This is a genomic window from Paenibacillus plantarum (assembly GCF_013141695.1).
Taxonomy (GTDB): Bacteria; Bacillota; Bacilli; order Paenibacillales; family NBRC-103111; genus Paenibacillus_E; species Paenibacillus_E plantarum.
Window position 1 is genome coordinate 64,576 of the sequence record NZ_WHNY01000082.1, and the last position, 12,793, is coordinate 77,368.

Sequence of the window (12,793 nt, forward strand, 5' to 3'; positions counted from 1 at the left end):
TGTAGTATATACGAAGCTGATGTGTAAGCAACAGTGTTGTATTTCTAACAAAAAGAAAGGATGATTGATATGATAGCAATAGTAAAAACTCAATTTGGAGGATCCAATTTCATTGGCTCTCTCTCTTGGAGGTGGTCCTCATGATTGTCGTTACCACGCCAACCGGCCAGATCGGCCAACAGGTCCTCGACAACATCTTTGACAGCAGGGAGGCAGTCCGTGTGATTGTACGCGATCCATCCCGTCTGTCCCCGCGCATGCGTGAACGTGTTGAGATCGTGCAGGGGTCGCATGACGATATCGCTGTCGTTACCAAGGCGTTCGAAGACGCCGACTCCGTTCTATGGCTGGTGCCTCCGAACCCGCAAGCCGAGAACCCTATGAATTACTATTTAAATTTCACCCAACCGGCTTGCGAGGCGATCAAGAGTCAAGGTGTTAAGCGCGTGATTGGCATCTCTAGTCTTGGTCACGATTTCGGCACTACTGCTGGATTACTGTCGCCTGCGTTCACGATGGATGATCTTATCGAAAACAATGGCGTGAACTATCGGGCACTGCGCATGCCATTCTTTATGGAAAACTTGCTCCACCAAGTCAACGCGATCAAGAGCCAGGGCATGTTCTTTATGGCTAATGCTGGAGATCACAAGCTCGCAACCTGTGCCACCCGCGATATCGCTGATGTTGCTGCCAAACTGCTGCTCGATCACTTATGGACAGGTCAGGATAGCGTATCGGTAGTTGGCCCCGATGATCTCTCCCCCAATGACATGGCGAGAATCATTTCGCAGGTGTTGGAGCGGCCAATCCGTTATCAGCAAATTCCTTACATGGAATACAAGGCGACAATGATGCAGTACGGGATGTCTGAGGCATGGGCGCAGGGCCTGATCGATATGGCTGCCGCCCAGGATCAGGGCATTTACAACAACGAGTCGCGTATTGCTCAGCGTACTCCTACTAGCTTTATCCAGTGGTGCGAGGAAGTATTAAAGCCAGCTTTCCTAACTTGATTCTCCCTTATTGATACTAGATAAGCATATCGGTTAACAGAGAGAAGGGCTGCACTTGGCAGCCCTTCTCATATTTTTATTCATTATTCTAGTCTCCATGGCCATTCAACTTTTCTATAATTTGTTTGATTGTCAGCCCCTCTTCTTCTTTCATTACACGAATTTCCTCAAGTCGCTTTAGCGCTAATTCACGTGGGTATCTTCTTGTCAGCCTTGTATCCTCTTGCTCAAATGGGATCATAGCTTCTTCCGTGTAATATTTAATAGTGCTGTATCGGGCGCCAGAAAGTTCAACCAACTCACTAATACTTACATACTCTGATGATAAAATATTATCTAAAGATCTTTTTCTACCCATATTTTTCACCCCTATGTTGCTGCAATACGGAAGCTAGTAGCCATTATCAATACTTTGGATAGCTGTCTCAACCGTCTTTAATTTTTTATAAATGTCCTCATTACGCAATATCTCTAGTTTTTGCTTTAACGTTTTTTGTTCATAATCAGAAAAATAATCGTTTAGCATGCTTTTAATATTTAAAAATAACACTAAGGCAACAGTATGTTCTTCCACATTCCCCTGTTCTAATAACTCAGCTCGAATCTTCTCCACGATGTGGTTCCGTATATTGGCTACGTCCGAATATTTTTTTACGGGAACAACAAATAAAAATTCCGTATTTTCTATCTCTAATATTCCTTTATCTACAAGGCTTTCTACAACCATTTTATAAATTTCTCTTCTATAGTAAAAATAAGAAACCCACTTCTTTAGCTTCTTTGGTTTCTCGGCAATCATAATTTCGAGTAATCTGTCCAGATATTTTTCACCTGTGGGCGCTGAGTTCGAAATTCTGATCGTATCATCCTCATCACATGTAATGTTGCCATTAATAGAAAGTTCCACTATACAAGCCATTATCGTATACAAGTCAACATGCATTCGAAAAAAAGACTTTAGTTTATTGGTTTCACTATCTAATGCAAGTAAGACAAACTCTTGGGGAATTGATAAATTTTGTAACATGCCGTATCATCCTTTCGAGGACATTTACATACTACTTACTACTTACTACTTACTACTTACTACTTACTACTTACTACTTACTACTTACTACTTACTACTTATATTATTGCACTACATACCATTAGTCAAAGGGTTTGTTAACCAACATCACAAATCAAATTTACTTTTATATAAATAAAAAAAGCCTGATTCCTCAGACTTTTTACATTTAAATTTATGTGTACGATCTGCACGATTCTCCATTATGGAACTGTACTATTGCTTTCACTAGGTCAGAAAATCCTTATAGATTGCATCTGGCCTTCAAATACAAACAAACATAATCACGCATTCAGCACTTGTCCGTCTAGCACGAGTCTTTCACGGAGTTTGGCATAATCGATCTCTTGCACAGCACAGTTAGCTTCCATGGCGAGCGCCGCTGCGGTTGCCGCAGATTGCCCGAGTATCATGAATACGGGCTCCATACGAATCGAACCATAGGCAATGTGCGAGGAGGACAGACAAACCGGTACGATTAGATTCGTACAATCCTCTCCTTTGGGTACGATGGAACGATAGGAAATCGGATAGGGTCCGCTAGGACTGATTTCTACATTACCTTCATTGATGCAACGCCCGTCTAACACAATTCTTCGGCAATTATGGGAATCCATGGTGTAAGCGGCCAGCCCAATGGAGTCTTCTGCCACTGTATACTTACGGCAGTGATGCTCGGTCATCACGACTTCGGCAATCATTCGGCGTCCTTCCCTTATATATAGCTGGTGCGGCCAGCCGCCAGTTTCTATGAACTCGTCAGCAGGTAGTCCCCACTGGCGCGCTTCCGCACGAACATAAGAAGGAACCGATTCATCATTTGCGAGAAAATACAGCATACCTAGATTATAATTCACATGATCCTGAAAAATAGCCTCGCGCGTTGCATAATTCCCCTCCGGCCAGTGATAATTGGCCCCGATATGATCGGTGCTGAACGCGCCACGGTTGTTGAGATCTGACTTCCCTCTGGGCATGATTTTATTCAACTGCATGGCATCCCATACACCGGAATTGATGTACCGCAAAAGCAATGCAAATCGGTCAGGGTTGTAATTCGGCGGTTCGGGGAAAGCGATTCGGTTGTCTGGAACATTCGTCAGACATATCCGGAAATTGTAAGCCTGAACGCTGCGATCACCCTGTCCCTGGTAGCCTGGCGCTTCATCGCTGATACCCGCAAGCAGTCCGCTGTCCGGTTTCCCTTCAATCCTGTACGGATCGGTCCAAGCATAGAAATTGTGCTTTGGATGCCCAAAGTGAATGCCGTTTAATGTCTCTCTGTATACCGAGTTCGCTTCCCGGCCCACATGATAAGATACACCTGCCCGAGCAAACAGATCACCTTCGTAGGTAGCATCTATAAAAATAGATGCTGTAAAGGTATTGCCGTTTTCCATCCGCATGCGGACAATCCTGCCGTTCTTCATTTCAACCGAATCCAGATGCTGTTGGTAATAGACAGGCGTCTCCGCACGTTCTAACCATTCGCGAAAAATCGCTTCCGCCATATGCGGCTCAAAGGCCCATGCGGCTCCATCCGGCTCATCGCTGCCATAATGTTTGCCGATTGTGCGGTAAAATTCCCGAGCAATTCCTCCGATTGCCTCTTTGTTTCCAACATCCGTACGGCCTAACCCGCTTGCTGTCATCCCTCCCAGGTGCGTGCCGAACTCGGCTATGACAGAGCGGAGCCCCATTCGACTTGCTTGAACGGCTGCGGCTATCCCTGCAGGCGTAGCGCCATAAATGCATAAATCCGCTTTGATATGCACTGGTGCATCGGCAGCTGTCTGCTGTGCATAATAGATTAATTTACTGAAATCAGCCATCTTCTACCTATCTCCTTATCCCCTAGAATTCTTTCTATAAGTACTGCGACTAACTTCAGCCTTCACAGCTTCAAAACCATCCGCCTACAATTCCAACGATATCCCAGTTGCCGTCCGTTCGCCCTTTTAAGGTGATTGAATCGCCGGGATTGGTGGATTCGATTACTCCCTTGAGACCAGAAGGTGTCCTGATCGACGATCCAGACTGCGGCATCAATTTAATTAGGTAAGGTGTGTCAACAACAACCGTAAATTGCTGTCCCTTCTTGGACTGCGGCAGTGTGAACGCCGAAATACTGGAAGTGCCTGAATTGCTAACAATATGTCCGTTGGCACCAGGGTCAATGGCTGCTACGGACGAGAGTGTCAGTTCTGGCTTCGGGGATAGGTCAGCAAACACCAGATCTGCTGTAGGATCTACATAAAGCAAACGCTGTGCGCCCCCAATAGCTGTGCAGTTGACAAACCTTATATTTCGGATGGCTTCAGAGCTATTTTTCTTAACCGAAAATCCACGTACAATCAAGGGCACCGACCGCTCTTCAATGGAAGCACATTCTACAAAATCTACGTTGCCAATGGCCGTTCTTGGAAACTGTGGTACGGTCGTCACAATGAAAGATGAGCCATACCCGTAGGGGTCTTCAGGCGCGTTTACCGTATTGCAATTAACCGCTCTGCAGCGAATGAAAGACACTTTAATGCTTTCCGGGGAGCTTGATAATACCGAAAACCCAGCATATTGCTCCTTTTCAGCCAGGCAATCGATAAACTTCACCTCACCCTTGACTGCATTCGCTCCTTCCGCACCATAATTGACCGAGCTACCGAAGGAATTGCTTTTGGTGCGGCAATGCTCAAAGGTAATATCGACACGCTCATTGGCAGCAGTCATTCGATGAAGAGTAACGAGAAAGCCACGCCCGACATTGCCCTCGGCCACGCAATCCACAAACCGGATTTTTTTCAAGACGTCTTGGCCTGAATTATTGTTGGGCTCGATATCGACACCACTTTTCGGTGCTGTGCCAGTCGTATTCGTGAATCTGCACCTCTCCACCAGCAATCCGTCTACGCTAATGACGGAAAGACCTTGCCGGCGGTTATTATTAGCTACACAGTCCCGCAAAACAACGTCCTTGCAATACGGCTGCGACGCTTCGTAGTTGCCGATATAGAATCCGTCCCCACCGCTGTCGTTGGCATGAATACCTTCAATGACGATGTTTTCTGATCCGCTTATATCGAAAATATGTGCCTGTTCTCCGGCGTTGTAAACAGGTTTGTTCATTTGCAGGGTAGCTCCGTTACCGATGATATGCACGTTTTTCACATTCTTAATTCGGATCAGTCGTTCGTAAGGTGATTTTCTATTTAAATTGTCAATTGCTTGGATGACCGTACCGGGTTCACATTCAATGACAATGTCACTCGGCACAAGCAGTTGTCCGCTCAAATAATAACCGACGCGCTGCTTCGGGATATATAGCTTTTTACCGGCAGCGGCGTTAATGGCATTCTGCAAAGTTTGTGTTTCTACAGTGACACTGTCACCGATAGCGCCGAACCAGGAAAGTCGAAGGGTATCGCCGATTATTCGCTTAAATCGTTTGCCACGCGTTGTAACGACTACCGTACCGGTATTGTCTACCGATGTCGTATCTGCGCTGTCGAGTAGAAAATAACCTTCCTTCCCCGCATCCGTCACATAGTAAGCAGCTTCAGGGAGCAGATCAGCGGATGTTCGCAACCCGCTCAACGTCACGGACAAGCACATGTCGATATTGCGTAAATCGGTCAGCATTAATTTTTGGCCTAGCGGTCCGTAAACGTTATCCGTAACGGATGATTTCGCTTCCGCTACCCCTTGAAACCTGGTGTTCAGCAGCCCCCCTGTGGCGAAAGCTACTCCCGCCGCTCCAATGGAAGCTAGCAGCTTCCTACGATTCATCCTCACCACTGATGTGCTTTCTGTGGAAACCTCCGTCATGTCATCATTCGGATTTGTCTGTTGGTTACTCATACCTAAAACCCCTCCCAGAAATATGTTGGATTAGCTCCCATCTTCAAGCTGGAGTGACAGTTAGTTGGCCTGCATCGGTAACAGTGACTATAAATACGCTTCCAATTGGCGATTTCAGCTTCAGTGACGAAGCACTTAACGCTCCCGCAGAACCAATCGGTTCCCACACGCCGGGAGAGCCGTCGGAGACGCAAACCCAGCCTACTGGCGATAGCGCGGAAGGCTGAACGTTCCACAGGATGGAACCGCGTTTCCAACTTCCCGAGACTGGCAAGGCTGAAGCCCATCCCGCTATCGTATCCTTCGTCTGGATTTCTGGAGATGTCCAAACCTTCAGATTCGCACCCCCGAATACGGGAGTCCCCGTGCCTGCGAACACGTTTCCGGTTGTAATCCGAAGGTCTGAGCCCGCTGCTGCCGAATCGATTTGAACGCATTTCCCCGCACATTCGGTCACATTGCCGTCAAAAAGCGTCTCCGTCACCACGCTGCCAAACCAATAACCAACACTGCCGATATTGACCAACTGATTACCGGTGATGAGATGACGGCCCGTCGCCTGCGGTCCTGCAAACCGGACGGCTCCATTCGACGAATTGATATCTTTAATCAAGTTGTTTGTGAATTGAACAGAAGTGCAATTGGTAAATGAGACGGCTATTGCTCTAGCCGACTCGATCCGATTGCCGGCGACGACAGGAGCTGCTGAATTCGCGATATTCCATCCAGATGCACCTGTCGCATAATCGCGGTTGCCGCTGATTTCAAGTCCTTTGGTCACATTGGAACTTTGGATCATGCGGGCGTCAGAGACAGATCCATAAAAGTCGTTATCTTTAATGGTCACCTGCACGGTGATTGCCGGAGCACTATTACAGCGGAAGAAATATCGCGCTTGGCCCTTATTTCCCGTTATTGTTATCCGTTTGTTCGGAGAAGCCGTATTCGGATTGTAGGAATTAATGAAATAAATTTCGCTATAATATTCGTTCTTTGTAATCCAGATATCCTCAACGACATCCGATCCTGTAGAGGAACTATTCGGCTCCAAGTCAATGGTGGCAACATACGGAAAGGAATCCTTGATTACATTGCCTTCGATCCATACTTTTCGACCGGAAACGACAGCGACTGCACATCTTCTTGGATTGCTGAGCACGTTGTCAAGAATATGTACATTTTCGCTAGGCGCAATATAATCGGAGCCTATATAGATACAGTCACCATAAGGTGCAAGCAAGACATTATTATGAATACATACATTGACGGAATTGGCGATCCTAACAAGATGCGACTGCTCGTCGGCTGTGCCGGCTGTGTAACCACCATTCAAGTAAAGTCCCGTGACATGGAGTCCGCCGCCCTGATAATTATGAATTAGCAGCATGCGTTTCTGATCAGACCCATCGGAACCGTCCATACGGATTTCTGGCATACCGATTCCGATCATGGAAGCCGTCAGCGATACAGAACCACTCAGTTTATAGAAAGACGACGTCTTGGGGACAATCATCGGCTTACCGGTAGCGGCAGCAGAACGGAAGGCATCCGTGTCATCCGTAGTTCCGTCTCCGACAGCGTTGTAGTCAAGAACATTGACCCATCCCGGGTCGCAAGTTTCAAGAAGAGCTAACCCTTGCTGCGCGTACACATTCTCAGTCACAGAACTGCTTGCCGCTGCTGCCGGCGTGCCTAGTAAACTCATCACCATTCCTCCGGCTGCTGCGGTTAAACCTGCCGTTCCCAGTACGGCAAGCAAGCTTCTTCGAGTCATCTTGCGGGCTTGGAGACCATCTTCCTCCTTTTCGGCTAATTCCAGCTGCCGCTGATTATCGATATCTTGAAGATTGACATCATGGAGCTCTGAATCCTTCATCATAATCCCTCCTACATCGTAGATATTCGGAAATATGCGGTTCGACTCATAGGTGTACAATACTTCTTGCTTAAGCTTACATACGCATCCCGGCTAACCAGATAAGGCTTGCAAATCTAACAACAGACAGGCGGTTAACGCAGCCGACCAGTGAAAATCGCGGATCACGTCAATTTTTCTTCGTATATCGTATACGTGCAGGGGTGGACCTTTCCGGCTGCATGCGGGCGGTGAAGTCTTATCATCAGCATCGAAATATTCAAAAATGACGCCATGCCGCTCATACCAGAACTTCACAGCAGCTATGGTCCGCTCCGCCAGTTTGTTGGCTTCCTCCTCCTTCCCCTGCTTGCGCAGACCCGTAATAATCAGATAATTCGTGCTGATCCACACAGGTCCACGCCACATATCCCTAGAGTACGTAACCTCGGAGACAGCGGTGCTTGGAACAGGCAAAGCCGTACCAAAGTGCTTCGGATCATGCAGCATCGCGAGCAGACGCTCTGTCCTTGTTTCCTCTAAATCTTCAAGCAGCATCGGCATAAAGCCGCTAACCGCCTTCACCTTCGACATGCTTCCGTTCATAGCAAGATCATAGTAAAATCCGTCTTCCTCGTCCCACAGTTTACTATGTATGTTCGCTGACATAGCTGTTGAACGACGGGACCATAACAATGAACGCTCATTGTCTCCCAGCTCTTCGGCAATACGCGACATATAGGTCATATCAGCAGCTGCATAGGAAGAGAAATCCACAGCGTCCAGCTGCGCCGCCTCATCGAATCGAGGTGAATTATCCATGCCCGATTCACCAGATCGGCAGAGTGGGTTGCCCTCGATCATCCATTCCAGCAAGCCGTTTTGATTATCGTCTCGGTGTGTAAGGATCCATTCCATATACAGTTCCAAACGAGGAAGTGCATAGGCAAGATCGGTCCTTCGCTTCGTATAGCGGAAGTTCTCCCAAACACCCCATGCCAATATGGGAGGCTGGGTAATCGAAGAAACCGTGCCATCCGCTCTGCTCATATGCGGAATCATCCCACCCTGTTGCTGAGTTTCGAGCACACTCTGGAGAAACTTCCAGGAGGTATCGGAGTGAATCCTGTTCATGGCGAAGGAATGAAATACGGAATCCCACAGCCACATCGCTCTGTGCGGTACCCGGTCGGGAGTCGACCAAGTCTGGCCGATCGACGCTTCAGCAGATAGGGTATTCACTTTCATGACGCTGAGGCATTTTTTTAGTAGTTTAGCTCTTGAAGGATCCCTCAGCTCAGGCAGATTGGCGTAGACACTCAATCTTTCCTCAGCCGTTTGATGTCGATCTAACCGGAGGGCGTCGACTGCGCGAAACGTCGCTTCGGCCAAATACGTACCGAAGGCCAATGTCCAGGATCGTTCATCCGGAGCCAACAGAAGTGCAATGACATCCCCCTTACCAGCATCCTCGGTAATTGTTAGTTTTCCTCCATCGGAACGAACTTCAGTCCGCAGTGTCAGACCGTAGCTGTTCTCGATCCCGTCATCCACGAACGATAGGTCCACGTCTCCATCTACCGGCAGATGACCAATCAACGTATGCCATGCTGCGTACGTCATCATCATCTCTCCACCATCAGTTTCGGAGATGAGCAAATCTCCTGTAGAGATCCGCACCTTGCCGAAATCGGTAGTTCGAAGTTTAAGCAGTCGACGTGTAGGCGTGTGAATAAGCAGATCGTAACCTTCCGACCCAACGGTAGCGACGAATTGCGACCGGGTGTCGGTTTCACCATCAAGTCCTGAAAATGCAAACAGAGCTCCCTCTCCCCACCTATCAGGCATATTCGACCAACTAGATGCTAGCGAATCAGGCCCCATCTCATTTCCCTCCTTTTTTCATTTGTGCTGCAGTTAACCTTTTAACCCCGCAGACGCTACGCCTTGCACGAATTGTTTCTGAGCGAAGAGAAACACAATCAGAACCGGAAGAATCGTAATAACGGCTCCTGCCATAATGATCGTCGTTTTGTTGTCTACTTCATTACGTAGAAACAGAAGTCCAAGTGGCAGCGTATATAGCTTCTTGTCTTGTAAATAAATAAGCGGCTCAAGTGTGCTGTTCCATGAACTGATGAAGGTAAACACAGCTAGAGCCGATAAGGCAGGCTTTGTCAGCGGCACATATATTTTATAAAAAATGGTCCAAGGATTCGCTCCGTCCACCCAAGCCGCATCATATAGCTCCTTCGGAAGCGTTTTGTAAAACTGGTGCATCAGAAAGATGCCGAAGGCGCCTCCCAGAAAGCTGCGCAGGTAAAGCGGATAATACGTATTAAGCATACCTAGTTGTTTCCATATAAAATAAGTAGGAATCATTGTGACTTGCGAAGGCAGCATCATCGTGCCCAGCATCGCCAGAAAAATAAGATTACGTCCTTTAAATTCGAAAAAAGCAAGTCCATAAGCGACGATTGCGCAAGAGGCAACCATGCCGACCATATCAAGCACAGTGATTAACACGCTGTTCATCGCGTAACGTACAAAATTAACCTCGACCCAAACCTTATAATAATTGCTCCATTCAATCGGATGTGGCCACAATTTTGGCGGCAACGTTAGTTCATCGCCTGGTTTCATTAATGATGTTGAGAGCATCTGCAAAAAAGGCACCAGCATGAATAACATGCCGCCAATCAAAATGATATAAGCGGCCCACTGTAAACCAAACGATTGTTTATTCATAGTGGACCCACCTCTTCTCCATTTTTTTCTGAAATAACGTAACTAACAGAATGATTGCAAATAATCCCCATGCCCATGCGGATGCAGCGCCCATCTTCGCGTTCAGGAACGCGTCCCGGTAGATCAGAATGTTCGGAACCATATTCCTGTCGTGAATGGAGTTTATATCGCCTTTCTCGCCAAGCATGACCAGAAACACGTCAAACGCGTGAAAAGCCGAAATCGTCGATAGGATCATGACCATATAAACCATTGGGGATACGAGGGGTATCGTTATTTTCGTAAAATATCTCCAGCCGTTAGCACCGTCAATTCGGGCAGCTTCCATGATTTCTTTGGAGATGTTTTGCATACCTGCGAGAAGCAGCACCATGGAGTATCCCGCACCCTTCCAAATATTCACGATGGCAATCGAACCGATGACCAGCCACCACTTTTCGCTCCGAACCCAATTCACCCTGTCGAGCCCCAAACTATCCAGCACCCAATTCAGAATGCCGAACTCGTTATTGTAAATCCAAAGCCAAACCAGTCCTCCTGCAACCCATGGCGTAATGACCGGTAAGAAGTAAATCAGTCGAAAAAACGTTTTTCCACGAATTTGTAGATTCAACATGTAAGCTAACAGCAAGGAGACCATCGTCTGACCCGGTACGAACAGCAGAGCGAAGTAGAACACATTGCGCAGCGATAGCCAGAATACGTCATTTTGCACCATTAACGACCAATTCCTCAGCCCGATCCAATGCGGCGCGTTGAACAGATCCCATTTCGTAAAGGTTAAATAGAACGAGAAGAAGAAGGGGAACAGAAAGAAGACGGCCAATTGTATGAGAAAAGGGAGGGTGAAGCAGAAGCCCCACCAGCCTTGTTTGCGCATCGTAACACCTCATTCGACCGGACCTGAAGTCCGTACTTATTTATTCTCGTCCAAAACAGCTTGCACTTTTTGCTGGATTTCCTTCGCGCCATCCGTCGGCGCTTTTTTGCCATCGAGGATATCGTTAAGAATCGGGGTCGCTGCTGCGCGCCATTGATTCCAGGACGGATTCTCATCCAACGTGCCTCCAGCCTCTTCGACGCCTTTCGTAAAAGCTTGCTTATTAGCTGGCTTGTTGCTCGACTTTTCTAAAGCTGCGAGCGCGGTTTTCTTCACTGGAAGGCTCGCACCGCTTTCAGAAAGAAACGTCTGTGCTTCGTCGCTCAAATAATATTTGAGGAAAGTCCATGCCGCTTCCTTCGCTTCCGGTTTCGCCTTGGAGTAAATCAGCCATTGGTTGACGACTGTAGGAACGAAGCGTTTGCCGTCAAAACCAATCGGAACCTTGACGACATCCCAGTCCAGATCAGGCTTGTTCTTATTTAAGTTGACTTGACCGGAATATTGCAGGAACGTCATCGCCGTTTTTTCACTTTGAAAATAATTCTGATTCGTTTGCATCTCTCGAGTCGGGCTGATTTTATCCTTAAGGATCGTATCGGCCCAACGCGTCAAGCCTTCGACAGTCTTGGGATCATTGAATGTTGCCTTCGACATGCCCGCATCAAGTGCTGAACCGCCGGTCGATTTGATCCAAGGAATCCAACCCTGAGCAATCGAGCTAGCCGTTTGGAAACCGTAAATATCTGTTTTCCCGTCGCCGTCCGTGTCCTTCGTCAATTTCTTGGCTGCATCGATCATATCCTGAAAGGTCCAGTTGTCAGTAGGGAAAGGAATATTGTTTTGCTGGAAGATTTTCTTGTTATAAACGAGCGCGTTCGGGTTGACGCCATGCGGAATGCCGAATATTTTACCGTCGGGTGTCTTGGCAGACAGCAGGGATTCGATATAATCCTCTGTCTTCAAGTCCCGTTTCATATAGGGTTCAAGATTTTCGGCAACGCCACGTGTCCCATAACCGAGGATAACGGCATTTTCTTGAAACCAGATGTCAGGCGCGTTATTGCCCGCGATATTCGTTACTATTTTAGTTGTAAAATCAGCCCACGGCGCTTCTTCGATTTGTAGTTTGATATTGGGATATTTCGCTTGGAAGCCGTCGATGATTTTTTTACTAGTGATGTCATAGCTGCCTGGCAAGCCGATCTTTAAATTAACTTCCTTCGGGGTGTTCGTTGTTACGGTAGACGTACTGGCCGCAGGAGTAACCGTAGTCGTATCTGAGGAGCAGGCTGTAGCTGAAAAAGCAATCAAAACTGATGCGGACACAAGTTTGAACATTTTCATACAAAGACCTCCCTTTTGAGAATGGA

General features: G+C 47.3%; 10 protein-coding genes. 1 reads left to right on the forward strand and 9 read right to left on the reverse strand.

What is annotated here, in order from left to right:
• Positions 1-140 precede the first annotated feature (140 nt).
• On the forward strand, positions 141-1,016 hold the full coding sequence (locus GC096_RS33575; RefSeq protein ID WP_171636669.1) for an NmrA family NAD(P)-binding protein: 876 nt from the start codon (positions 141-143) through the stop codon (positions 1,014-1,016).
• Positions 1,017-1,104: 88 nt separating this feature from the next.
• Here GC096_RS33575 and GC096_RS33580 read toward each other — a convergent pair whose 3' ends face one another.
• The 9 genes from GC096_RS33580 to GC096_RS33620 form a co-directional block, all read right to left on the reverse strand.
• Positions 1,105-1,374 (reverse strand): MerR family transcriptional regulator, encoded by a 270-nt coding sequence (locus GC096_RS33580; RefSeq protein ID WP_171636671.1) that lies wholly within the window; start codon positions 1,372-1,374, stop codon positions 1,105-1,107.
• Between the two features lie 33 nt (positions 1,375-1,407).
• A complete protein-coding gene (locus GC096_RS33585) occupies positions 1,408-2,043 on the reverse strand; it encodes a GOLPH3/VPS74 family protein (protein WP_171636673.1) in 636 nt (211 codons plus the stop codon).
• Positions 2,044-2,366: 323 nt separating this feature from the next.
• Positions 2,367-3,914 (reverse strand): FAD-dependent oxidoreductase, encoded by a 1,548-nt coding sequence (locus tag GC096_RS33590; RefSeq protein WP_171636675.1) that lies wholly within the window; start codon positions 3,912-3,914, stop codon positions 2,367-2,369.
• A gap of 70 nt (positions 3,915-3,984) precedes the next feature.
• Positions 3,985-5,937 (reverse strand): right-handed parallel beta-helix repeat-containing protein, encoded by a 1,953-nt coding sequence (locus GC096_RS33595; RefSeq protein WP_171636677.1) that lies wholly within the window; start codon positions 5,935-5,937, stop codon positions 3,985-3,987.
• 43 nt (positions 5,938-5,980) lie between these two features.
• The gene (locus GC096_RS33600; protein ID WP_171636679.1) at positions 5,981-7,816 is read right to left on the reverse strand and encodes a right-handed parallel beta-helix repeat-containing protein; all 1,836 of its coding nucleotides are present in this window, start codon (positions 7,814-7,816) and stop codon (positions 5,981-5,983) included.
• A gap of 90 nt (positions 7,817-7,906) precedes the next feature.
• On the reverse strand, positions 7,907-9,676 hold the full coding sequence (locus tag GC096_RS33605) for an amylo-alpha-1,6-glucosidase (protein WP_171636681.1): 1,770 nt from the start codon (positions 9,674-9,676) through the stop codon (positions 7,907-7,909).
• 33 nt (positions 9,677-9,709) lie between these two features.
• Positions 9,710-10,540 (reverse strand): carbohydrate ABC transporter permease, encoded by an 831-nt coding sequence (locus GC096_RS33610; RefSeq protein ID WP_171636683.1) that lies wholly within the window; start codon positions 10,538-10,540, stop codon positions 9,710-9,712.
• Positions 10,533-11,420, reverse strand: coding sequence for a carbohydrate ABC transporter permease (locus GC096_RS33615; RefSeq protein ID WP_171636685.1), 888 nt, complete (start codon positions 11,418-11,420; stop codon positions 10,533-10,535). The genes GC096_RS33610 and GC096_RS33615 overlap by 8 nt, the downstream gene beginning before the upstream one ends.
• A 36-nt stretch (positions 11,421-11,456) precedes the next feature.
• On the reverse strand, positions 11,457-12,767 hold the full coding sequence (locus GC096_RS33620) for an ABC transporter substrate-binding protein (protein ID WP_171636687.1): 1,311 nt from the start codon (positions 12,765-12,767) through the stop codon (positions 11,457-11,459).
• Positions 12,768-12,793: the final 26 nt, after the last annotated feature.